Origin of the sequence: Pseudomonas sp. (assembly GCF_035512415.1) — a bacterium.
GTDB lineage: Bacteria > Pseudomonadota > Gammaproteobacteria > Pseudomonadales > Pseudomonadaceae > Aquipseudomonas.
Genome location: NZ_DATKDZ010000015.1, coordinates 62,931 through 86,617 on the forward strand (window position 1 = coordinate 62,931; position 23,687 = coordinate 86,617).

Below are 23,687 nucleotides of genomic sequence, written 5' to 3' on the forward strand. Positions count from 1 at the left end.
CCGATTTTTTCTACGATAGAGGCCTGGCCACGCAATGCACCGAGCCGGTGCCACGCCCCTTTCTGGAGTCCTTTATGAACAGCTTCGACCCCAGCGTCGTCAAGGTACGCAGTGCCCATTTCATCGGCGGGAGATACCGCGATGCCCTGCCGGGGCTGGAGGTGGTGCGACCCTCGGACGGCCAGTACTACGCCCAACTGCCAATCGCCGATACGGCGCTGGTCGACGAGGCGGTGGAGAACGCCTGGCAGGCCTTTTGCCGAAGCGACTGGGCAACCCGGCCGCCGCGCGAACGCACCCGTGCCATGCGCCGTTGGGCCGACTTGATCGAGGCGGACGCAGCGACCCTTGCACCGCTGGAAGCGATCGGTTCGACCCGCCCGCATAAAGACGTGCTGGCTTGGGACATCCCCTATGTGGCTGAGGTTCTGCGCTTCTTCGCCGAGCTCGCCGATAAGCACGGTGGCCAGGTCGCGGCGACCCAGCGTGACAGCCTGGGCATGCAGATCGCCGAACCCTATGGGGTGATCGGCGCCATCGCGCCCTGGAATTTCCCGCTGAGTATGGCCAACTGGAAGATCGCGCCGGCCCTGGCGGCCGGCAACGCGGTGGTGCTCAAGCCCTCGGAACTGACTCCGTTCTCCATCCTGCGCTACGCCGAACTGGCGGTGCAGGCGGGGATCCCGCCAGGCATCTTCAATGTGGTGCAGGGCGACGGCCGGCTCACGGGCGATGCCCTGTGCCGTCATCCGCGGATCAGCAAGGTGACGTTCACCGGCTCCACCGCCACCGGCGCGAGCATCATGTCCACCTGCGCACACTTCGGGCCAAAGCCGGTGACCCTCGAGCTCGGCGGCAAGAGCCCGCAACTGGTGTTTGCCGATGTCCCGGACCTGCAGAAGACCGCCCGCAGCGTCGCTATGGGTATCACCGGCAATGCCGGGCAGGTCTGCGTGTCGGGGTCGCGGCTGATCATCGAGCGCTCGATTCTCGAGCCCTTCGTAGAGTACCTGCAGGGCTACTTCCGCGAGCTGCGCCCTGGCCACACCTGGTCGACGCAGACCAGCCTGTCGCCGATCATCTCCCGTCAGCAGGCCGAGCGGATCGACGGCATCGTCCAGCGTTCGCGCCAGGCCGGTGCCGAAGTGCTGGAAGGCGGTGGCCAAATCGAAGGGCTTGGTGGCGCCTACTACCAGCCAACCCTATTGAGCGTGGCGGACAGCAGCAATCCGGCCGTGCTCGAGGAGATCTTCGGCCCGGTGCTGACGGTGCAGACCTTCGAGGATGAAGAGCAGGCCCTACGCCTCGCCGAGCACCCCACCTACGGCTTGGCTGCCGGGGTGCACACCGCCGATCTCAACCGTGCGCTACGCCTGATTCGCGGCCTGGAAGTCGGCACGGTGTGGGTCAACCGCTACGGCCGTAGCAACGATCACATCCTGCCGACCGGGGGCTATAAGCGCTCGGGCATTGGTAAGGATCTGGGCAGCGAAGCCTTCGAGGCCAACTTGCGGCATAAGAGTGTGCTGATCGATATCGCCGGTTGAATCCACTGGCCGGCGCCGCCGGCGTCAAGCCTCACGGCAACATAAGCGGGCGCATCCTCAGGGGTGCGCCCGTTTTCGTTGGGGCTGGCGTAGGTTCTGCGGTGCTAGGAGAGTGGGGTGGCCGGGCGGACATTTCGATAGCCCGCTAAGGTGCATAAATAGAGGATTCGCCCGCTTTTGGAGCGCTCCGCAGCCTCTGCTGAGGCCGACCCTTAAAACGGTGATTTGTACCGAGTGACGCGCGCTTTTAACGGCATCTGCTGGTTTCATGGTGCTGTAATAAAGCCATGGTGATGCGACGCATCGTCGCTCCTGAGAGTAGGGGCCGTGCAGGTGACACCATGTTCATCAACGAACTTTCAGGACCGCACCCATGAGCTTTCTGCGCCCCAAGTACATCACCTTCGACTGCTACGGCACGCTGACCAACTTCCAAATGGGCCCGTTGACCCGCGAACTGTTCGCCGATCGCGTTGCCCCTGAGCAAATGGATCAGTTCGTCAAGGATTTCACTGCTTATCGCCTGGATCAGGTGATGGGTGACTGGCGTCCTTATGATGAAATCCTCAAGACCGCCATCTCGCGGCTGTGCAAGCGCTGGGGCATCGAATACCGCGGTGAAGGTCAGGTTTACTACGACGCTGTGCCGACCTGGGGTCCGCATGCCGACGTGACGGCCGGCCTGGCGAAAATCGCCGACAAGATTCCCCTGGTGATTTTATCCAATGCGATGGACGAGCAGATCATGTCCAACGTCGACAAGCTGGGCGTGCCTTTCCACAAGGTCTTCACCGCTCAGCAGGCCCAGGCCTATAAGCCACGCCTGCAAGCCTTCGAGTATCTGCTCGACAACCTTGGTTGCGGTCCGGAAGACCTTCTTCATGTGTCTTCGAGTTTCCGTTACGACCTGATGTCGGCCGACGACATGAAGATCAAGAACAAGGCCTTCGTCGCCCGTGGCCACGAGCAGCCGGGCAATGCCGCCTTTAACTACCACCAAATCTCCGACATCGGCGGTCTGCCTGGCTTGGTCGGTCTCTGATCCACAACGGTCGCTCTTCAAGGCAAAGGGGTTGGATATGCACAGTGAATCCTACTGGCTAGATACCGCACCGGCGTTCACCTGTGCGCAGAGCGGTGCGCTGCCCGACCAGGTGGATGTCGCCATTGTCGGTGGCGGTCTTACCGGTCTGTCGGCGGCTCGCACACTGGCCATGAAGGGTGCCAAGGTAGTGGTGCTGGAAGGCGGCCGGGTGATCGGCGAAGCCTCCGGGCGCAACGGTGGGCACTGCAGTACTGGCGTCGCCCAGGACTACGCTGCGCTGAGCGCAAGTCTGGGTGCCGACAGGGCGCGGGCCTATTACCAGGCCTACGAAAGCGCGGTGCAGACCGTGGTCGCGCTGGTGGAGCAGGAGCAGATCGCTTGCGACCTCAAGCGTAACGGTAAGCTCAAACTGGCCGCCAAGCCCCTGCATTACGAAAAGCTGGCGCGGACCTGCGAACTGATTCGGCGGGAAGTCGACGCCGACGTCGAGCTGTTGTCCGCCGAAGAAACCCGCGCCGAAGTCGATTCCGCTGAATTCCATGGCGGCCTGTTGCAGCGCAACGGCGTGCAGATGCACATCGGTCGTTTCGGCGTCGGCTTGGCGGAGGCTGCCGTACAGCGTGGCGCGCTGATCTATCAGCACACCCCGGTGAGCGACTGGCAAGCCAATGCCGGTGGTTACCGGCTCAATACCAGCAAGGGTTCGCTGCAAGCCAAGCAGATTTTGCTGGCGACCGGTGCCTGCCAGCACGGCGACATGGGTTGGTACCGGCGGCGGATCGTGCCGGTGGGCAGCTTTGTGATCGCTACCGAGGTCCTGCCCCAGGCCTTGATCGAGCGCTTGCTGCCGGCCCGTCGCTCGTACGTCACCAGCCGCATTATCGGTAATTACTTCCGCCTGACGCCGGATAACCGCCTGCTGTTCGGTGGTCGTGCGCGCTTTGCCATGTCCGGTGCGAACTCTGACGCCAAGAGCGGCCAGGTGCTGCAGGCGGCGATGGTGCAGATGTTCCCGCAGTTGGCCCATGTGAAGATCGATTACTGCTGGGGCGGGCTGGTGGACATGACCTCCGATCGCTTGCCGCGCGCCGGTCAGCATGGCGGGGTTTATCACTCCATGGGTTACAGCGGCCATGGCGTGCAGATGTCGGTGCATATGGGGCAGGTGATGGCCGAGGTTATGGATGGCAAAGTCGAAGCCAACCCCTGGCGAGAGTTGAACTGGCCGGCCATTCCCGGGCATTTCGGCAAGCCCTGGTTCCTGCCGGTGGTAGGTGCGTATTACCGGCTACAGGACTACCTACACTGAGTTTATGCGGTTGTTTCACCGAAAAAACACGCTCCGCTAATGAGCGAGCATTCGAGCCTTAGCACTTTCTAAAGGTAGAACCGAGATGACTGACAATAAAAACAAAGTTGACTCCCAGTTGATCACAGGCCAAGAAAGCCTACGGGTTTTTGAAGGGCTCAACCGGGGCATGTCGCGTCGTGATGCGCTGCGCATGTTGGGGCTGGCTGGTGTGGCTATGGCCGGTGCCGGTAGCCTGTTCGGCTCGGCCGGCCAAGTGTTCGCATCAGCGGCTGGCAGCGCGGGCAAAGGCAAGCGCGGTGGCCGCATCAAGGTCGCCACTGCAACCAGCTCGACCGCAGATACGCTGGACCCGGCCAAGGGCGGTAATTACACCGACTACTGCCGTCACAATATGTTCTATAACGGCCTGGCGGTCCTGGACGCGCAGCTGGCACCGCAGATGGCCCTGGCGGAGTCGTTCGATACCAGCGATGCGATCTTCTGGACCGTCAAGTTGCGCAAGGACGTGGTGTTCCACGATGGCAAGCCATTCACCTCGGCCGACGTCGTCTATTCGTTGACCCGCCACAAGTTGCCGGAGACTGGCTCCAAGGTGCTGACCATCGCGCAGCAGTTCGAGGAGGTGAAGGCTACTGGGCCGCATGAAGTGCAGATCCGCTTGGCCAGCCCGAACGCCGACCTGCCGGCCATCCTCGCTACCACGCACTTCCATATCGTGCGTGACGGCACCACCGATTTTGCCATCGCCAACGGCACCGGGCCTTTCAAATGCGCGGAATTCCAGCCCGGCGTGCGCTCGATCAGTGCGCGTAACGACAGCTATTGGAAGCCGGGCCTGCCCTACCTCGACGAAATCGAGTTCTTCTCGATCCCCGACGAGGCCGCTCGTATCAGTGCCCTGCTCGCTGGTGATGTGGACCTGATCAACCCGGTCAACCCGCGCTCGGTTTCGCGCATCCTCGACAGCGATAAAGTCGAGTTGATGGAGACCCCGACCGGTGGCTATACCAACCTGATCATGCGCGATGAGCTGGGCCCGGTGCAGAACCCGGACTTCGTCCTGGCGATGAAGTATCTGCAAGATCGCAAACAGATCAATCGAGCTGCCTTCCGTGGTTACGGCCAGATCGCCAACGACCAACCGATCGCCCCCAGCAATCGCTACCATTTGGCCGGTCTGCCACAACGTGAGTACGACCCGGAAAAGGCCAAGTTCCACCTGCAAAAATCCGGCATGGCCGGACGTCCCCTGTCTATCGTGGCTTCCGAAGCGGCTACCGGCTCGCTGGATATCGCGCAGTTGCTGCAGCTCTCCGGGCAGCAGATCGGCCTCAAGCTCGATATCAAACGGATGCCGGCAGACGGCTACTGGTCCAATCACTGGATGAAGCATCCGCTGGGCTTCGGCAACATCGGTGCGCGTCCGACCGCCGACTTGTTGTTCAGCCTGTTCTTCAAGTCCGATGCCGGCAACAACGAATCGGGCTGGAAGAACGAGCAGTTCGACCAGTTGCTGGTTGCCGCGCGCGGTGAGACCGACGACGCCAAGCGCAAGCAGATGTATGCCGATATGCAGGTGCTGGTGCATGAGCACGGCGGTATCGGTATTTCGCAGTTCAACAGCAGCCTCGATGGCCACAACACCAAGTTGAAAGGCCTTACCCCTCATCCTCTTGGTGGGTTGATGGGCTACATGTTCGCCGAGCACGCCTGGCTGGATGCCTGAGCGAATGCTGCGACGATAGCTCGATAACCAAGGCGCCGCCTGCGGGTCATGCAGGCGGCGTCATCAAGTAGAGGGATCAATTATGAACAGCACTATTGCGCGCCTGGTTGGTGTTCGGTTGGCTGTAGGCGTGCTTACGCTGCTTATCGTCTCGCTCGTGGTGTTTTTCCTCACCAGCCTGCTGCCAGGTGACGCGGTCCAGGAACAGCTCGGCCAGGAGGCAACTCCAGAAGCGCTGGCGGCGATACGTGCGCAGTTAGGCCTGGATCTACCCGTGCATCTGCGTTACTTGAACTGGCTGGGCGGGCTGATCACCGGCAATCCCGGTATTTCCCTGGTCAACGGCATGCCGGTCGACGCAATGATCGCCAGCAGGCTGCCCAATACCCTGAGCCTGGCCGCGGTCACCGCGCTGGTCTCGGTGCCGCTGGCGCTGACTATCGGGATTCTGTCGGCGATGTACCGCGGCTCAATCTTCGACCGTTACAGCAACATGTTGGCGGTGTTCGCCGTCTCCGTGCCGGAGTTCCTGATCGCCACCATCGCTGTGCTGATCTTCGCGGTCAAGCTGGGCTGGCTGTCGGCGCTGTCGCGCAACGTTGAGGTCGAAACGCTCGGCGAACTGGTCCGGGTCTACGCGTTACCGGTGCTGACGCTGTGCTGCGTACTGACGGCGCAGATGGCACGCATGACGCGGGCCGCGGTGATCGACCAGCTCAGCGCCTCCTATGTCGAAATGGCAGTGCTCAAAGGCGCGCGGCCGATCCGGGTGGTGCTGCGCCATGCGCTGCCCAATGCCATCGGACCGATCGCCAACGCCGTGGCGCTGAGCCTGTCGTACCTGCTGGGCGGCGTGGTCATAGTCGAGTCGATCTTCAACTATCCGGGCGTCGCGACGCTGATGGTGAACGGTGTGGTCACCCGTGACATGCCGCTGATTCAGGCGTGCGTAATGTTGTTCAGCCTGGGTTTTCTGGTGCTGGTTCTGCTGGCTGACCTCTGTGCAATTCTATCCAACCCGAGGCTGCGCAAATGAAACCGAACAGTATTTCACCTAAAGCGAGCATCGGCAGCGGCAAGGATGACGCGCTGAAACAGGACGGAGCGAACGAGCAGAGCCAGACCATCACAGCGCGCCGACGCCGGTTCACGCTGACTTTCAGCGGCATCATCGGTCTGCTGATCGTGGCCTTCTGGGCGCTGATGGCCGTCGCCGGACCCATGTTCGCGCCCCATGATGCCAACGCCATGATCAGCGACGGTTACTTCGGCCCACTCAGCCTGGAGTTTCCCTTGGGTACCGACTATCTGGGGCGGGATATCCTCAGCCGCCTATTGCACGGCGCGCCCTACACCATAGGTGTGGCGCTGGCGGCAACAGCGCTGGCCTGCGCATCTGGCGTGGTGCTGGCGCTGGTGGCGGCCGCTTCCGGTGGCTGGGTCGATGCACTCATAAGCCGTACCCAGGATGCGCTGATCGCGATTCCGAACAAGATTTTTGCCTTGTTGATGGTTGCCTCGTTCGGCTCCTCGGTGCCGCTGTTGCTGCTGATGGCCGCATTCGCCTATATGCCGGGTTCCTTCCGTATCGCCCGTGCGGTCGCGGTGAACGTCATGACGATGGACTTCGTCCGGGTTGCGCGTACCCGCGGCGAAGCCATGGCCTACATCATCTTTATCGAAGTGCTGCCGAACATGCTGCGCCCGGTGATGACCGACTTCGGCCTGCGTTTCGTCTATGTGGTGCTGCTGCTCAGCGCCATGAGCTTCCTTGGGCTGGGCGTGCAGCCGCCGGACGCCGATTGGGGTTCGCTGGTGCGGGAAAACATCGAGGGCCTGGCCCAGGGTGCCCCGGCGGTGCTGGCACCGGCGGTCGCCATCGCCACCCTGACCATGGGGGTCAACTTGCTCATCGACAGCTTCGGCGGGCGATCCAAGCGCGAGATGGAGAAGTGAGATGAACGAAATCGTCAGGGTAAGCGGCCTGCGTGTGGCCGCACGTAACGAAGAGGGCATCGATGTGCCGATCGTGCACGGTGCCGATTTCAGCCTGAACAAAGGCGAAGTACTGGCGCTGATCGGCGAGTCCGGTTCCGGCAAGAGCACCATAGCGCTGTCGCTGATGGGCTACGCTCGCTCGGGTTGCCGTATCGTCGGCGGCTCGGTACGGGTCGGCGATGTCGACGTGCTGAAACTGTCGGATGCCCAGTTGGCAAAGCTGCGCGGGCGCACCGTGGCCTATATCGCGCAGAGCGCGGCGGCGGCGTTCAATCCTTCCAAGAGCATCATGGATCAGGTGATCGAAAGTGCGCTGATCCATGGCGTGCTGTCGCGCAAGCAGGCGCAGGCCAAGGCCGTCGAACTGTTCCGCGAGCTGGCGCTGCCGGAACCGGAGCGCATCGGCGCGCGCTATCCACACCAGGTCTCGGGTGGGCAGCTGCAGCGGCTGATGGCGGCGATGGCGCTGATCACCGATCCGGCGCTGGTGATTCTGGATGAGCCGACCACGGCGCTGGATGTCACGACCCAGATCGAAGTGCTGCGGGCTTTCAAGAAGGTGGTGCGCGAACGCGGCACCACGGCGATTTACGTCTCCCACGATCTGGCGGTGGTGGCGCAGATGGCCGACCGTATCGTCGTGCTGCGCAATGGCCAGATCCAGGAAAACAATCCGACCGAACAGATCCTCGCCGCGCCGCAGCATCCCTATACCCGCAGCCTGCTGGCAGCGATAAGGCCGGCGGCGCGCCAGGGCGCGGGCGATCAAGAGGCCGCTTGCGCGGAAGAGGATGTGCTGCTCGACATCCGCGGTCTGGAGATTTGTTATGGCTTCAAGAAGGTGTTGCAGGATGTCGATCTGAAGATCCGGCGCGGCGCGGCAGTCGGCGTGATCGGCGAGTCGGGGTCGGGAAAAACCACCCTGGCGCAGGCCATCGCCGGCCTGGCACCAACATCGGCCGGACATATCCTGCTGGACGGTCAGCCGCTCAGCAGGACCCTGAACGGTCGTACCCGTGAGCAGTTCCGTCGAGTGCAGTTCGTCTTCCAGAACGCCGATACGGCGCTGAACCCAAAGCACAGCATCGAACAGATCCTCGGTCGTCCGCTGCGTTTCTACCACGGCATGAAGGGCGCGCAGCAGCAGCGGCGGGTCGTCGAGTTGCTGGAGCTGGTGCAGTTGCCGGCCAGCCTTGCGCAACGCCGGCCCGGCGAGTTGTCCGGCGGGCAGAAACAGCGCGTCAACCTGGCGCGGGCGCTGGCGGCGGAACCGGATCTGATCCTCTGTGATGAAGTGACCTCGGCGCTGGATACGGTGGTGGGTGCGGCGATTCTCGAACTGTTGCGCGATCTGCGCCGAGATCTGGGGGTCTCCTACCTGTTTATCAGCCATGACATCTCCACCGTGCGTGCGCTGTGCGACGACATAGTGGTGATGTACAGCGGCCATAAGGTCGAGGCCGGCGATCAGCAGGCGTTCGCCCAGGTGCCGTTCCACCCCTATACCAACCTGTTGACCAATTCGGTGCCGGAGCTGCGTCAAGGATGGCTGGAAACCTGCGGGGCCGCTCACGGCGCGCTGCCGCCGATCGGCGAGCTGGCCAGCGGCGCGCATCTCTGTCCGTTCCTCGATCGCTGCCCAGTGCGCATCGACGGCCTGTGCAACCGCAGCGCGCCACCGCGTCGCAACATCGCTGGCGGTAGCGAGATTCTTTGCCATCACACCAGTGCCGATCTGCTCAAAGCCCAGGAAGGTGTGAGCAGCATGAAACTGGTGGGTACTTACGCGTGAGAGCGCGTTTCGTACGCTTGGCCGAGGCTGAGCGGCCAAGCGTCAGGCTGCTGGTCGATGGCGAGCCGATCGAGGCATTGCAGGGCGACACCCTGATGGTTGCGTTATTGACCCCGGTATGGAGCCTGACGCCGGGCCAGCTGTGCTGCGTCAGTCAGGGCAAGCACACCAGCGTCGAACCCTGCCATATACGCCGGTTCGCCACTTCATCTATGCAGCGGAGCAAGGCCTTATGAAACCCCGTGTTCTGGAGATTTTCAAACGGCTGATCGCCTTCGACACCGTCTCTTCGGAGTCGAACCTGGCGTTGATCGAATATGTGCGCGAGCTGCTGCTGAGCAAGGGCATCGAGTCCTTGATCGTCAAGGACGAGAGCGGGCGCAAGGCCAACCTGTTCGCCAGCACCGGCCCGCGCGATGTACCCGGGATTCTGCTGTCCGGGCATACCGACGTGGTACCCGCCGCCGGCCAGGCTTGGAGCGTGCCGGCGTTCCAGGTGACGCTGAAGGACGGGCGGCTCTATGGCCGCGGCAGTTGCGACATGAAAGGCTTTATCGCCCTGGCGATCGACGCCATGCTCGAGGCCGCCGACAGCTCGTTGAGCCGTCCGTTGCAACTGGCGCTGTCGCATGACGAGGAAATCGGTTGCGTCGGTGTGCGCCGCCTGCTCGACGTGCTGCACCTGGCGCCGTTGCGCCCGTTCCTGTGCATCGTTGGCGAACCGACCGAGATGCAGTTCGTTCTAGGGCACAAGGGCAAGGGTTCTTACCGCGCCTTCTGTCGTGGCCAGGAAGCGCACTCGTCCCTGGCACCGCGCTCGGTCAATGCCATTCACGTGGCCTGCGACTTTATCGCCGCGCTGCGCCAGAGTCAGCAGCGCTTGCAGGAGCAGGGCGCGCAGGATGCGGATTACGACGTGCCCTACAGCACCGTGCATGTCGGGCAAATCGTCGGCGGCAAGGCCCTGAACATAGTGCCGAACCTGTGCAGCCTGGATTTTGAAGTGCGCAATCTGCCGGCCGACGACCTCGATCAGTTCCTCGAGCAGATGCGCGAACAGGCCGAGACGATCGTGCGCGAGGCCAAGCGCTTGTCCAGTGTCGCCGATATCGAGATCGAAACCCTGAACGTCTACCCCGGCCTCGATACCCACCCCAGCGTGGAAGCCGTGCGCTTGCTGAAGAACTTCGCCCCGGCGGATACCGGCAGCACGAAAGTGTCCTTCGGCACCGAAGGCGGTTTGTTCAGCCAGCGCCTGAATGTACCTGTGGTGGTTTGCGGGCCGGGCTCCATTCAGCAGGCGCACAAGCCCGACGAATTCATCGAAGTCAGCCAGATGGACGCCGGCGAGCGCTTTCTCGAGGGGCTGTTGGGGTCGTTGAAGCTGTAGCGTCAGATTTCTGCGCGGTATTGATGTGGGAGGGGCTTTAGCCGCGATTGGCCTCGAAGGTACTAAAAGAATCGCAGCCGAAGCTGAACACCGCCCGACCCTCCCACAGCAGCGACACCTTATTCCTGTCGCGACACCAGCAACCCCACCCGGGGCCGCGCTCCGCATAGCCCAGTAGAGCCTGCCGTCGTCGGGCGATATTCAGCATTCAACGCTGCTGGGCGAGCGCTTTCAGCATCCTCGTCTGTAGCCGCTGAATAAACTGAAGGCTGTCTCGGAACAGGACTCGATCATGCTCAAGAATCGTTTGAAAGACCCCAGCCTGCTGGCAGAACTCGCTTACATCGACGGGCAGTGGGTCGCTGCCGATAACGCCGCCACTGTGGATGTCGTCAACCCGGCCAACGGCGAATGCCTGGCCCGAGTGCCGGCTATGCAAGGCGGCGAAACCCGTCGCGCCATCGAGGCCGCCGATCGCGCCTGGCCGGCCTGGCGTGCGCGTCCTGCGGCAGAACGTGCCGTGCTGCTCGAACGTTGGTATCAGGCCATGCTCGATAACCTCGATGACCTGGCGTTGATCATGACCTGCGAGCAGGGCAAGCCGCTCCATGAAGCCCAGGGCGAAATCCGCTACGGTGCCAGCTTCGTCAAATGGTTCGCCGAGGAGGCCCGCCGGATATACGGCGAAACCATTCCGGCACCCAGTGGCGACCGCCGCCTGCTGACCCTGAAACAACCAGTCGGGGTTTGCGCCGCTATCACCCCGTGGAACTTCCCTAACGCGATGATCACCCGCAAGTGCGCGCCGGCCCTGGCGGCCGGTTGCCCGGTGATCGTTAAGCCCTCGGATCTGACGCCTTTGTCTGCGCTGGCGCTGGCGGTGCTGGCCGAACGGGTCGGCATTCCTGCCGGGGTGTTCAACGTAGTGACCGGTATGCCGGTGGGGATCGGCGAAGAGCTGACCAGCAACCCGACGGTGCGCAAGATTTCCTTCACCGGCTCGACTGCTGTGGGCAGCTTGCTGATGCGCCAGAGCGCTGATCAGATCAAGCGCCTGAGCCTCGAATTGGGCGGCAACGCGCCCTTTATCGTGTTCGACGACGCTGACCTGGAACAGGCTGTGGCCGGGGTCATGCAGAGCAAGTTCCGCAACGCCGGGCAGACCTGTGTCTGCGCCAATCGCATCCTGGTACAGGAGGGCATCTACGAGCGCTTCGCCCAGCGCCTGGTGGAGGAGGTGGGCAAGCTCAAGGTCGGCAACGGCCTGGAGCAGGGCGTGACCACCGGCCCGCTGATCAATGCGGCCGCGGTGAGCAAGGTCGCCAAGCATATCGACGATGCCCTGAGTAAAGGCGGCCGTTTACTCTGCGGTGGTATTCCCGCGGGCGACAGCCAGTTCGTCGAGCCGACGGTGCTCGGCGAGGCCCATGCCGGCATGTTGCTGGCCAACGAAGAAACCTTCGGCCCGGTGGCACCCTTGATGCGCTTTACTCACGAGGCCGAAGCGCTGGCTCTGGCCAATGCCACGCCCTATGGCTTGGCCGCGTACTTCTTCACCCAGGATATGCGCCGCTCGTGGCGCTTCGGCGAGGCGCTGGAGTTCGGCATGATCGGCCTCAATACCGGGCTCATTTCCATGGAAGTGGCACCGTTCGGTGGGGTCAAGCAGTCCGGCCTGGGCCGCGAGGGTTCCAAGTACGGCCTGGATGAGTACCTGGAAGTCAAAGCCTTCCATATCGGCGGGCTCTAGATCGGCGGGCTATAGGTTTTCCAACCGGCCTGATTGACGCGAATTCGACAAGGTGACGACATGAGCAAGACATTCAAAATCGCCGCGATCGCCGGCGATGGCATCGGCAAGGAAGTGCTGCCCGAAGGGCTGCGGGTGTTGGAGCAGGCGGCGCGCAAGTGGGATCTGGACCTGAGCATCGAAGTGCTCGATTGGGCGCACTGCGATTACTACCTGGAACACGGGCAGATGATGCCCACCGATTGGTTCGAGCAGCTGAAAGGCTTCGATGCCATCTACTTCGGTGCCGTGGGCTGGCCGGACAAGGTGCCGGATCATATTTCCCTGTGGGGTTCGCTGCTCAAGTTCCGTCGCGACTTCGACCAGTACGTGAATATCCGCCCGGTGCGGCTGTTCCCCGGTGTGCCGTGTCCGCTAGCCGGTCGTGAGCCCGGCGATATCGACTTCGTGGTGATCCGCGAAAACACCGAAGGCGAATATTCCTCGGTGGGCGGCAAGATGTTCGAAGGCACTGAACACGAGTTCGTGCTGCAGGAATCGGTGTTCACCCGTCGTGGCGTGGATCGGATTCTCAAGTACGCCTTCGACCTGGCGCAGACCCGCCCGCGCAAGCGTCTGACCGCGGCGACCAAGTCCAACGGCATCTCTATCAGCATGCCGTACTGGGACGAGCGCACCGCGCTGATGGCCGAGCAGTACCCGGAGATCAGCTGGGACAAGCAGCACATCGATATTCTCTGCGCGCGCTTCGTGTTGCAGCCGGACCGCTTCGATGTGGTGGTGGCGTCGAACCTGTTCGGCGACATCCTTTCCGATCTGGGGCCGGCCTGCGCCGGCACCATCGGCATCGCCCCGTCGGCCAACCTCGACCCGGAGCGCCGCTTCCCTTCGCTGTTCGAACCGGTGCACGGTTCGGCCCCGGATATCTACGGGCGCAACATCGCCAACCCGATCGCGATGATCTGGTCCGGCGCGCTGATGCTGGATTTCCTCGGCAATGGCGATGAACGCTACCGCGCCGCCCACGACGGCATTCTCAAGGCCATCGAGCAGATCATTGCTAGAGGGCCGATCACGCCCGATCTCGGCGGCCAAGGCTCGACCCAGGACGTCGGCAAGGCGATCGCCGCGGCGCTCTGAGCGCCTACCTAAGTTTCTGGTGTGTCACCCCTTATAGCCCGTACACACTGCGGGCTTTTTTTTTGCGTCTTGTCGGGCACGGGGTCGCTGCTGCCCCGCTCCGAGTGCGTTTTTAGTCGCGTCATGCAGGAGGGTTGCGTATGCGTAGGTTACTGGTCGTATTGTTGGCTTGCACCTGGCCTGTCATAAGCTGGGCGAGTTCGCCTATCGAGGTGACCATCCTCGGCGACGCCGGCTACCCGCCGTACAGCTATGACGTGGGAGGCGAAGCCAAGGGGCTTTACAGCGATATTCTGCGCGCTGCCTTTGCCCGCATGCCGGAGTACCGCGTGCATATTCGGCCCGTGCCCTGGGCGCGCGGTTTGGCGGAATTGGCTAAGGGCCGTGCCTTGGCTCTCTATCCGCCGTATTTCCGGCCCGGCGAGCGGCCGTGGATGGACTATTCGCGGCCCATATTGCGGGAGAAGCTGGTTGTTTTCGTGCGCGCCGAGGTAGCTCGCGTGCTGCCGGAGGAGCGATTTCCGCAAGCCTATAGAGGCCTGCGCATCGGCCAGAACAGTGGCTTTATCAAGATTCGCGACCCGGACTATCAATCCATGCTGGCCAAGGGTGAACTGCGACAGATTTATAGCAAGGACAACCGCACCAGCCTGGCCATGCTCTATAGGGGGAGATTGGATGCCTATATCAATGACCGTCGCTCCGTCCTCTGGGAGCTCAACCGGATGCAGCGTGACGGCGTCTTCGGCGGCAAAGGGCTCGATTGGGTGGTTGAAGGCCCCTGGCTCTCCGGTGAGGAGGGCCATCTCGGTTATACCCGGGTCAATGCGGCCGCTTATCCCTACAAGGACGATTTCAAGCAACGCCTCGACGCTATCCTGGCTGACATGGAGCGTGAAGGCAGCATCGTTCGCCTGGCCAGGCGCTACGATCTGATGAACCCTTTGGTCTCCCAGGCCGACGGCATCTAGGGGTTGCCTGAAATAGCCACATGTTTCTGGCTGCTTTTCCGCTCAGATCAGAACGTATAGGCGATACCGGCCTGAACGGTACGCGGTGCGCCGGGGTAAGCGTAGAGGTTCCACGCCCCTTCTTCGTACTCCTCGTTGAACAGGTTCTTCACGTCCAGGTTCAGCCGTACATGCTCGTTGACTTTGTAGAAGCTCAACAGGTCGACGACGCTATAGTCCTGCATGTCGTAAGCGGTCGCACTGGTTTGTCCGGCGCGCTCGTCGACATACTTCACCGCTATGCCCAGACCCAGGCCTTGCGCCGCTCCCTTCTGGAACTCGTAGACGTTCAGCAGGCTGAAGCTATTGCGTGGAATATTGGCCAACCGCGTGCCGGATGGGATCGAGTTGTCTTTGCTTACTTTGGCATCGACGAAGGCGTAGCCGCCGATCATCCGCCACTCGGGGGTGATGTTGCCGGCGATATTCAGGTCGATACCTCGGCTACGCACCTCGCCCGCCGCGATACTGAAGGTCGGGTCGAGCGGGTCCAGGGTCAGGACATTTTGCTTGACCGTGTGATAAACCGCCGCATCGACGTTCAACTGCCGGTCGAGGGCTTGCCACTTCACGCCCAGTTCATAGGACTTGCCTTGCTCCGGATCGAAGCCGTCGCCGAGACGGCTCGCGCCACTGTTGGGCTTGTAGGAGCGTGCCGCATTGGCGTAGACGGCCAGGCTGTCGCTCAGGTCGTAGATCAAACCGACCCTTGGTGTGGCGGCAGTATCGGCCGCGTCCCAGCTGCGACTACCCGGCAGGTGGTTGCGATAGTCATGCTCGAAGCGCTCGATCCGCACTCCGGCGAGAAACTTGAGGCGTTCGCTGAGGGTCACCTGATCCTGGACGAAGGCGGCCCAGGTCTGCAGGTTTTCGTTGTCGTGGGTAGTGGTGCGGGTCAGTGTGGGACGCGGCTGGCCCAGTATCGGCTCAAAAATATCGACGGGGTAGGCGTCGAGCGCACCGCCGGAGCGTCGAATGATCGACTTGTAGTGGAAGTCCTCGTACTCGGCCCCTGTGAGTAACATGTGCTCCAGGCCCAGGGCGTCGAAATTGCCGGTCAGGTTGAGCTGCACATTGCGGTCGTTCCATTCCAGCTTGCGCTCGCTGAAGTTGCGTCCCAGGGTGCGGCCGTCGGCCTGCAGACCATTGGCCTCCACTGCATTGCCTTGCAAGGTGCCGTCCAGCTGCTGCACGCCGCCGGCCAGCATCCAGCTGTCATTGAGCCAATGGTCGAAGCGCAGCTGCACCATGTTGTTGTCGTTATGCAGAAGGTTGTCGCTGCCCGTTTCCCAGGCGTTGGTATCGCGCGAAGCGTTGCCAATCTGATTGGGGAAACGGGTCAGGCCGCGATCCAGCGGATGATTGTTGCGCATGAAATCCGCTTCCAGGGTGATGCGCGTTGCATCGGAAAGCTGCCAGCTGAGTACCGGGGCTACCCCGTAGCGCTCGGTTTCGACATGGTCGCGGAAGGTCTCGCCACCTTCGCCCAGCAGGTTCAGGCGGTAGGTCAGCCGGCCTTCTTCGTCCAGCGCTCCGATGGCGTCGAGGGTTGCCCGCTGCATGCCCTGGTCGTCGATCTGGCTGCCGAGCGTCACCTGGCGCTCGGCCTGGGGTTGTTTGGTGACCAGGTTGAAGGTACCACCCGGATCACCTCGGCCGTAGAGGGTTGAAGCCGGGCCGCGCAGCACCTCAAGACGCTCGATGGTGTAAGCGTCCGGTGAGTTCGGGTAGCCGCGGTTGATGGGGAAGCCGTTGCGATAGAACTCGCCGGTGGTGAAGCCGCGTACGGTGAAGGTGGTCAGGCCCTGACCGCCAAAATTGTTGGCCCGCCCAACACCGCCGGCGTAGTCGAGCGCATCGCGCAGACGGGTCGCACCGCTATCCTCGACCGCATCGCGGGGTATGACACTGACCGATTGCGGTGTTTCGTGAAGCGCGACGTCGGTGCGTGTTGCACTGCTTGATCGCGTAGCCCTGTAGCCATCCACCGGACCGTCGGCACGTTCAGAATTGCTCGCGGACGAGCTGATTGTCATGGCCTCGAGCTGCAAAGGCGTTGGCTTATCTTTGTCTGGTTGTTCGGCCTGCACGACAGGCGAGGCGGCCATCAGAAGGTAGAGCCCGATAGTGGTGGTATGACGCATTGTTGGTCGTGTCCTTCGATCGACTTGTTGGCTTAGTAGAGATTATATATCTAATAAGAATCATTTGTGATTGGCTATTGTTCTCGATATGGCAGGATTCCACTACCGTTCTGTCGTGGAAAACGATTGGGGGCTGCTGGTATGTGTCGTAGTTCGGCAGAATCTTCTGCGAAAGGGGCGCGGGGGCGGATGAGTAGCAATACTCGGCAAGGATGGCATGAGGTAGCCATGCTCAGCCCAGCCGATTTTGAAAGCAGAGAGTCGACCGTGTGGCGGTTAGTAGCCCTGCCTACGATCAATTTGGCCGAGCATGTGCTCGCCGCGTTGATGCCGGCGGATATTCTCCAGCAACACGGCAAACGCGCTTTCCGGTTGGGTCATCGCGGCGATATGCGGCGTCAGCAGAATCTGTGGGTGATGCCAGAAGGGGTGGTCCGGCTCGGCAGGTTCCTGTTGCAGCACGTCGAGCACTGCGGCGCTGAGCTGGCCGCTGGCCAGGGCTGCGAGCAAGTCCTCTTCCACCAGGTGGCCACCGCGACCCATATTGACCAGCGCGGTGCCTTTGGGCAGGTGCTGAAACAGCTGGCGGTCGAGAATCCCTTGGGTCTGCTCGGTCAGCGGCAGAACGCACAGCAGAATGTCGCATTGACCGAGGAAAGCCGGCAGTTGCTCGGTGCCGGCAAAACAATCGACCCCGGGTATGCGGTGTTGGCTACGCGCCCAGCCCGACAGGGCAAAGCCATAAGGTTGCAAGGTGGCGAGTATCTGCCGGGCCTGCAAACCGAGACCCATGACCCCGACCCGGCGCTTCTGCGCGGGCACCAGGCGGTGCGCTTGCCAGCGCTTTTCGGCCTGTTGCTGGCGGTAGCGCAGCATGTCCCGGTGCAGGCCGAGTACGGCGAAGCTGGCGTATTCGCACATGCCCTGAGTGATGCCCGGATCGAGCAAACGGACCACCGGCAAGCTCGCCGGCAAGCGGCCGAGGTCGAGCTGGTCGACGCCTGCCGACAGGGCGAACAGCACCTGCAGGTTCGGCAGCAGGGCTTCGAGATCGTCCGGTGCCTGCCAGGCCGCCAGGTAGCGAATATCGCGCGGGTCGCCGATGTCCGACCAGGCGCGCCATTCGATATCCGGGGCTTGTTCGGCGAACAACGCTTGCCACTGTTCGCCGCGCACCGGGTCGGCTTTATAGAGCAGGGCCATGGGCATTTCCTCATATAAACGGAAATAGCCAGCATGCCAGAGCGGTAGAGCAGGATCTGTTGAAAGAGCCACGGCAAACGCATGGCATCGGATTGTATGGGGCGGATCCCGGCAGATTCCGTGGTTTGAAGGATTCTGCCGTTTACCGGGCTGAAAACAGTCGATCCGAATTTCTCAGGGGGCAAGTTCGGCTTAGAGCGTTGTGGCGAAGGCTTAACCTGAAGCACATCGCAGCCGCCTCCCGGTTGCCGGGCTCACTTATGGGAGATGCCATGAATAGTAAAGTCGAAAAAACCCCACATTTGCTTCAGCAGCGCGATCAGTTTGTGCCGCGTGGCTTGGTCACCGCCCATCCGCTGGTCGTCGACCGCGCCCAGGGTGCCGAACTCTGGGATGTCGACGGCAGACGTTACCTGGACTTCGTCGGTGGTATCGGCGTGATGAACATCGGCCACAATCATCCGAAGGTGGTCGCGGCGGTGCAGGCGCAGATGCAGAAGGTTACCCACGCCTGTTTCCAGGTGGCGGCCTATCAGCCTTATCTCGATCTGGTACAACGCTTGTGCGAGTTGGTCGGCGGCTCCAGTGGCGTTGCGCATAAGGCGGCACTGTTCACCTCGGGTGCAGAGGCTGTGGAGAATGCGGTGAAGATCGCCCGCGCCCATACCAAACGTCCGGCGGTGATCTCCTTCCGTGGCGGTTTCCATGGTCGTACCTTGCTCGGCACCACCCTGACCGGCATGAGCCAGCCCTATAAGCAGAACTTCGGCATGGCCCCCGAGGTGTTCCACACGCCGTACCCGAATGCCTACCGCGGTTTCACCAGCGAGATGGCGCTGCAGGCGCTCAACGAATTGTTCGCCACCCAGGTTTCCCCGGATCGCGTCGCCGCAATCATCATCGAGCCGGTACAAGGCGACGGCGGTTTCCTTTCGGCACCAGTGGAATTCCTTCAGGCGCTACGCGAGTTGACCACGCGCCATGGCATCGTGCTGATTCTCGATGAAGTGCAGACCGGCTTCGGTCGCACCGGCACCTGGTTCGGTTTCCAGCACGCCGGGATTCAGCCGGACCTGGTTACCGTGGCCAAGAGCCTGGCCGCTGGCCTGCCGATCTCGGGCGTGGTCGGCCGTGCAGAAATCATGGACGCGCCAGCCCCCGGCGGCCTCGGCGGTACTTACGGCGGTAACGCCCTGGCTTGCGCGGCGGCCTTGGCAGTGATCGACACCTACGAGCAGGAACAATTGCTGGCGCGTGGCGACAAGCTGGGCGAACGTCTGCGTCAGGGCCTGCTGCGCCTGCAGGCACGCTACCCGCAGCAGATCGGTGATGTGCGTGGCACCGGCCTGATGCTGGCGATGGAGCTGATCAAGGACGACGCGGCGTGCAGTCCTGATCCAGAGCTGAATCAGCAACTGATCGACGAGGCCCGCAACGGCGGTCTGCTGGTGATCAAATGTGGTGTGTACCGTAACGTGCTGCGTTTTCTCGCGCCTCTGGTCGCCGAAGAAGCGCAGATCGACGAAGCCCTGGAAATTCTCGGGGCGGCCCTGGCACGCGTATTGAATTGAGTTGAGCCCTCGGTCGGCACTCGTTGGTTCGTGCCGACTGAGGAGATTTTGGAGCATGGATCGATGAAAGCATCAGAGGAGGCGAGAGCCATGGACCTTACTGATTATCGTGCGCTGCTGATCGACTGCGATGAAGTCCTGGTTGATCGGGATTCCGGCGTCTGGACGGCCTTGCAGCCGTTGCTGGAAAACCGTCCCGGCATCTTGGGGCGGGAGGAAGTGCTGAGCGAGTTCAACGAGGCGATACGCGCGCTCTATCCGCGTTTCTCCGATCTGGGGTTCAGTGGCTTACTGTGCTTCGCCCATCGGCAATTGGCCGAGCGCCTCGGGCTCAAGGTCAGCTGGGAGGAGGGGATGACCTTCGCCCGTTCGGTACGCAACTGGTCGCTGTTCGAAGACGCGCCTGGTGCCATGCTGTATCTGCGCAAGTTCTATCGGCTGCTGGTGCACGGCGACCGCGATGCCGCGGATCGCAAGGCACTCTGCGATCGATTGGGGATCATCTCCGAGGATTTGCTTTCTCCGGCCAGTAAGCCTTTGGCGGATCGTGCCTGGTTGCTCGCCCATGGCCTCAAGGCCGAAGAAGTCCTGCAGGTGTCGAGGTATCCCGCCGAGTCGCCCGTGTCAGCTGGGTTGTGCCTGATTCGTCGTGACCATGACCGCTATACTCAGCCATGTCCGGCGGACTATTGCATTAACAGCATGGCCGACCTGGTGGCGCAACATCAGCTGTCTTTGCGGCGCTGACTTTGCTAGAAAGACTGCCTACGAATAGCGATCGAGAGGTACGCGATGGAAGCTTTAGTCAAGCTGGACCGGATCGACATTAATATTCTGGTCGAGCTGCAAAAAGACGGTCGCATCACTAACGTCAGTCTGGCCGATGCCGTGGGCCTGTCGGCCAGCCCATGTCTGCAGCGGGTCAAGCGGCTCGAAGCAGCAGGCTATATCTCCGGCTATAGTGCCCATCTCAATCTGGCCAAGATCACCGAGTCGGTAACGGTATTCACCGAGATCACCCTGCATGACCACAAACGTGAAGACTTCGCCAAATTCGAGTCCAACATTCGTCTGGTCGATGAGGTGCTCGAGTGCCACTTGATCAGCGGCGGTTACGACTACCTAACGCGTTTCATGACTCGTAGCATCCAGCACTACCAAGAGGTGATGGAGGGGCTGCTGGACAAGAATATTGGCATATCCAAGTATTTCAGCTACATCGTCATCAAGTCGCCGGTGCTTAAAGATGGTGTGCCGCTGCGTAAACTCTTGAGTCACTGATTTTCCGTCTAAGGCTTGCATGGTCAACTCGCCAGCGGCTGGGAGTGCGCCGTACGTACCGAGCCTCTATGTGAGTGTGGTTTGCCGGCCGTGCGGGCGGTTGGTCAGTGCGAGGTCTACAGCGCTTCCCTGGTGCGGAAGCTGTCCCCAGGATCGGTCGGCTGATCGAGAAACCCTGGGCGATGTCGCAGCCGAAGTCGCCCAGGCGGGTCAGGGTTTCCTGGCTCCCCACGCCCTCGGCGACCACCTCTAGGTCGAGATTGTGCGCCAGTTCGAAGATGGAACGCACGATCTTCGCCGAGTCATCGTCGTCGCTGAGCATGGGAATGACGAAGGACTGGTCGATCTTCAGCGAATCCACCGGCAGCTTCTGCAGGTAGGCCAGCGAGGAGTAGCCGGTGCCGAAGTCGTCGATGGTCAGGCGGCTGTCGAGGTTTCTCAGTTGGGTCAGGGTCTTGCGCGCCGCCACCGGGTCTTCCGTCAGCGCGCTTTCGGTCAGTTCGAACTCGATCCAATTGGGCTCGGCACCCCAGGTCGAGAAGGCGCCACGAATCCGTTCGATCAGCTTGGGGTCGCGCAGGTCGTGGGCCGACAGATTGATCGAGATCGGTCGAGGGTCGCCTTCCTGATGCCAGGCATAGCTCTGGCCCAGCGCCGCGTCCAGCACCCAGTAAGTGAGCGGGGTGATCAGCCCTGCGTTTTCGGCCAACTTGATGAAGTCGTTGGGCGGTAGCAGGCCGTGCTGCGGATGCTGCCAGCGCACCAGGGCTTCGCTGCCGCACACCCTATTGGTGGCGATTTGCAGTTTCGGCTGGTAATGCAGCAGCTGGTTGCCGTCGATCGCCCGGCGCAGTTCGCTCATCAGGGTCAGGTGCTGGGCACATTCGCGATCGAGGCCGCCCGCCGCAATGGCAGGGCCTTCCGTTGATGCGCCAGTGAACCGCCCCGGCAGTCAAGGCCGTCCGCGCACGGGGCGAGTGCAAGCGGGGTACCTCGACGTTACGTTGGGTAACCGTGTGCAGCATTTCCTTCTCACACATGCCCTGATTTGTGGCGCTCCCGCCCAGGTTACGACGTGTTGATGTCGTGTAATTAGTGCTGCTAAAAATAAATAGCATTTTAAAACAAGCGCTTGCATAAGTTGTGGGAGAACTTGGCACGCTCCCTGCTGTATTTTGGATAATTGGATACAAAAATACATTAAGGCGGTCGACCCATGCGAATCACACCCACCTACGTCGAACGTGCGCCCATGACCGCCGAAGAAGAGGCCTACAACTATTTACTCGATGCGATCTGCAAGGGCCAGTACTGCACGGGTGACCGGTTGATCGCCGAAGACATCGCCAAAGACGTCGGTATGAGCCGCATGCCGGTGCGTGAGGCGTTTCGCCGCCTGGCCGCCGAGGGCTTGGTGACCCTGCGGCCCAACCGCGGTGCGATTGTCAGCGGCCTGAACATCGACGAGATGCACGAGGTGTTCGAGATGCGTAGTGCGCTGGAAGGGTTGGCCATCCGCGTCGCCGTGGCGAAGATCACTCCCCGTCACCTGAATCTGCTCGAACGCCTGCTCGATGACATGGACGACTTCCGCGATGACAGCGCCGAGTGGGTCAGCCGTCACCGGGCCTTTCATGAATACCTCTGCAGCCTCAGTGGTCGGCCGCGGCTGATGCGCCAGATCACTGCGCTCTACTCGGTAATAGAGCCGCACATGCGTCTATGGCTGCAGCATGCCGAAAAACCCCTGAGTGCTCGCCAGGAACACGCCGTGATTCTTGATGCCCTGCGCGCCGGCGATGCCGCTGTCGCCGAGCGTGTCGTGCGTGAGCACATTGAAGGCACCGTTACGGAACTGGTGCGCTTTCTTGAAACGGGCGTCTGACCCGTCTGCTGTAGCTGTGTCGATTCGAGTACTGCCAGTCCCTGAACGCAACCGGAGTTTCGTCATGTCTTATTACAGAAACACGCTCGCCGCTTTCGCCCTTGGTCTCGTCGTGCCTGCCGCTCTGGCCACTCCCACCTTACCCGAACGCCTGCAGAACGCCGAGAAGCTAACCTACTGTTCGGGCTTGGACTCGCCACCGCTGGTGTTCTTCGATGCCAAGCAGCAGCCCACCGGCCTGGCCGTCGACCTGGGCAATCTGATCGGCGAAAAGCTGGGCAATAAGCGTGTGGAATGGCGTGTGGTGCCCTTTTCCGGGATGCTGCCGGCGCTGTTGGCCAGCCAATGCGACATGATCGTCGATCAGCTGTTCGACAAGCCCGAGCGGCGCGAAGTGATCGACATCGTCAACTACATGTACTCCAGCCAGTCGGTGGTGGTGCCCAAGGGCAACCCTAAAGGGGTGAAGTCGCTGTCCGACTTAGCAGGGCTGAAGGTCGCAGTACTCAACGGCTCGACCATCAAGACCCTGCTCGATGCCGAGAACGAGAAGCTTGCCGAGGCCGGCAAGCCGCCGATGAAGCTGGGGGTCTACAACACCGACACCGATGCTTTCCAGGCATTGCGCATCGGCCAGGCCGACGCTTATGGCACCACCGTGGAAACCGCCGGCTACTACCAGAACATGGCACCGGATCTGTTCCAGGAAGGGGTTCCGGCGTTCAGCCGCATCCTGACCGGCATCGGTATCCGCAAGGACGATCCTGAGCTTAGCGCTGCTGTGGCTCAGGTGCTGCAAGACCTGCGTGACGACGGCTCCTATCTGGCCCTGATGCGCAAGTGGCATGTCGAAAGTGACAAGCTGGACTGAGCACAGGTGAAAACCCTCGCCC

The 23,687-nt window shown here is 61.8% G+C and carries 19 protein-coding genes and 1 pseudogene; 17 read left to right on the forward strand and 3 right to left on the reverse strand.

The genetic code is table 11. The annotated features are described in order from the left end of the window. Window positions 1–74 precede the first annotated feature (74 nt). From VMP31_RS09275 to VMP31_RS09330, 12 genes and pseudogenes are all read left to right on the forward strand, one after another. Complete coding sequence (locus tag VMP31_RS09275) at window positions 75–1,547, forward strand: aldehyde dehydrogenase family protein (protein WP_325506338.1); 1,473 nt, start codon at window positions 75–77, stop codon at window positions 1,545–1,547. Window positions 1,548–1,920: 373 nt separating this feature from the next. Then, entirely contained in the window at window positions 1,921–2,589 is a 669-nt protein-coding gene (locus VMP31_RS09280) for a haloacid dehalogenase type II (protein WP_325506340.1), read from the forward strand. 37 nt (window positions 2,590–2,626) lie between these two features. Continuing rightward, entirely contained in the window at window positions 2,627–3,901 is a 1,275-nt protein-coding gene (locus VMP31_RS09285; protein ID WP_325506342.1) for an FAD-binding oxidoreductase, read from the forward strand. An 85-nt stretch (window positions 3,902–3,986) separates the two neighbouring features. Then, window positions 3,987–5,630, forward strand: coding sequence for an ABC transporter substrate-binding protein (locus VMP31_RS09290; RefSeq protein WP_325506344.1), 1,644 nt, complete (start codon window positions 3,987–3,989; stop codon window positions 5,628–5,630). An 82-nt stretch (window positions 5,631–5,712) separates the two neighbouring features. Continuing rightward, window positions 5,713–6,666 (forward strand): ABC transporter permease, encoded by a 954-nt coding sequence (locus VMP31_RS09295; protein WP_325506346.1) that lies wholly within the window; start codon window positions 5,713–5,715, stop codon window positions 6,664–6,666. Beyond that, window positions 6,663–7,586: an ABC transporter permease gene (locus VMP31_RS09300; protein WP_325506348.1), complete on the forward strand. Its 924-nt coding sequence runs from the start codon at window positions 6,663–6,665 to the stop codon at window positions 7,584–7,586. The genes VMP31_RS09295 and VMP31_RS09300 overlap by 4 nt, the downstream gene beginning before the upstream one ends. A gap of 1 nt (window position 7,587) precedes the next feature. Next, window positions 7,588–9,420 carry an ABC transporter ATP-binding protein gene (locus tag VMP31_RS09305; RefSeq protein ID WP_325506350.1) on the forward strand — a complete coding sequence of 611 codons (1,833 nt, stop codon included), beginning with the start codon at window positions 7,588–7,590 and terminating at the stop codon, window positions 9,418–9,420. Continuing rightward, window positions 9,417–9,533: pseudogene (locus VMP31_RS09310) on the forward strand ((2Fe-2S)-binding protein); the annotation flags it as partial. The gene VMP31_RS09305 and the pseudogene VMP31_RS09310, both read left to right, overlap by 4 nt. A gap of 119 nt (window positions 9,534–9,652) precedes the next feature. After that, complete coding sequence (argE, locus tag VMP31_RS09315; protein ID WP_325506352.1) at window positions 9,653–10,810, forward strand: acetylornithine deacetylase; 1,158 nt, start codon at window positions 9,653–9,655, stop codon at window positions 10,808–10,810. A gap of 292 nt (window positions 10,811–11,102) precedes the next feature. Continuing rightward, window positions 11,103–12,560: an NAD-dependent succinate-semialdehyde dehydrogenase gene (locus tag VMP31_RS09320; protein WP_325506354.1), complete on the forward strand. Its 1,458-nt coding sequence runs from the start codon at window positions 11,103–11,105 to the stop codon at window positions 12,558–12,560. Between the two features lie 60 nt (window positions 12,561–12,620). Next, window positions 12,621–13,700, forward strand: a complete 1,080-nt coding sequence (locus VMP31_RS09325) for a tartrate dehydrogenase (protein WP_325506356.1) — start codon at window positions 12,621–12,623, stop codon at window positions 13,698–13,700. A gap of 140 nt (window positions 13,701–13,840) precedes the next feature. After that, window positions 13,841–14,671, forward strand: a complete 831-nt coding sequence (locus VMP31_RS09330; RefSeq protein WP_325506358.1) for a substrate-binding periplasmic protein — start codon at window positions 13,841–13,843, stop codon at window positions 14,669–14,671. 47 nt (window positions 14,672–14,718) lie between these two features. Here the strand turns inward: VMP31_RS09330 and VMP31_RS09335 are convergent, their stop codons facing one another. Continuing rightward, a complete protein-coding gene (locus VMP31_RS09335; RefSeq protein WP_325506360.1) occupies window positions 14,719–16,854 on the reverse strand; it encodes a TonB-dependent siderophore receptor in 2,136 nt (711 codons plus the stop codon). A gap of 276 nt (window positions 16,855–17,130) precedes the next feature. Continuing rightward, entirely contained in the window at window positions 17,131–18,057 is a 927-nt protein-coding gene (locus VMP31_RS09340; protein ID WP_325506362.1) for a glyoxylate/hydroxypyruvate reductase A, read from the reverse strand. Window positions 18,058–18,329: 272 nt separating this feature from the next. On the opposite strand from VMP31_RS09340, the gene gabT reads away from it, so the two are divergent. The 3 genes from gabT (at window position 18,330) to VMP31_RS09355 (ending at window position 20,909) form a co-directional block, all read left to right on the forward strand. Further along, entirely contained in the window at window positions 18,330–19,628 is a 1,299-nt protein-coding gene (gabT, locus tag VMP31_RS09345; RefSeq protein WP_325506364.1) for a 4-aminobutyrate--2-oxoglutarate transaminase, read from the forward strand. Window positions 19,629–19,718: 90 nt separating this feature from the next. Next, a complete protein-coding gene (locus tag VMP31_RS09350; protein ID WP_325506366.1) occupies window positions 19,719–20,375 on the forward strand; it encodes a 2-haloalkanoic acid dehalogenase in 657 nt (218 codons plus the stop codon). 45 nt (window positions 20,376–20,420) lie between these two features. Then, the gene (locus VMP31_RS09355) at window positions 20,421–20,909 is read left to right on the forward strand and encodes an Lrp/AsnC family transcriptional regulator (protein ID WP_325506368.1); all 489 of its coding nucleotides are present in this window, start codon (window positions 20,421–20,423) and stop codon (window positions 20,907–20,909) included. Here the strand turns inward: VMP31_RS09355 and VMP31_RS09360 are convergent. Beyond that, window positions 20,869–21,771 (reverse strand): EAL domain-containing protein, encoded by a 903-nt coding sequence (locus VMP31_RS09360; RefSeq protein WP_325506370.1) that lies wholly within the window; start codon window positions 21,769–21,771, stop codon window positions 20,869–20,871. The two genes, VMP31_RS09355 and VMP31_RS09360, sit on opposite strands and share 41 nt — an antisense overlap. Window positions 21,772–22,125: 354 nt before the next feature. On the opposite strand from VMP31_RS09360, the gene VMP31_RS09365 reads away from it, so the two are divergent. Further along, a complete protein-coding gene (locus VMP31_RS09365; protein ID WP_325506372.1) occupies window positions 22,126–22,794 on the forward strand; it encodes a GntR family transcriptional regulator in 669 nt (222 codons plus the stop codon). Window positions 22,795–22,858: 64 nt separating this feature from the next. Beyond that, a complete protein-coding gene (locus VMP31_RS09370) occupies window positions 22,859–23,665 on the forward strand; it encodes an ABC transporter substrate-binding protein (RefSeq protein WP_325506374.1) in 807 nt (268 codons plus the stop codon). Window positions 23,666–23,687 lie beyond the last annotated feature (22 nt).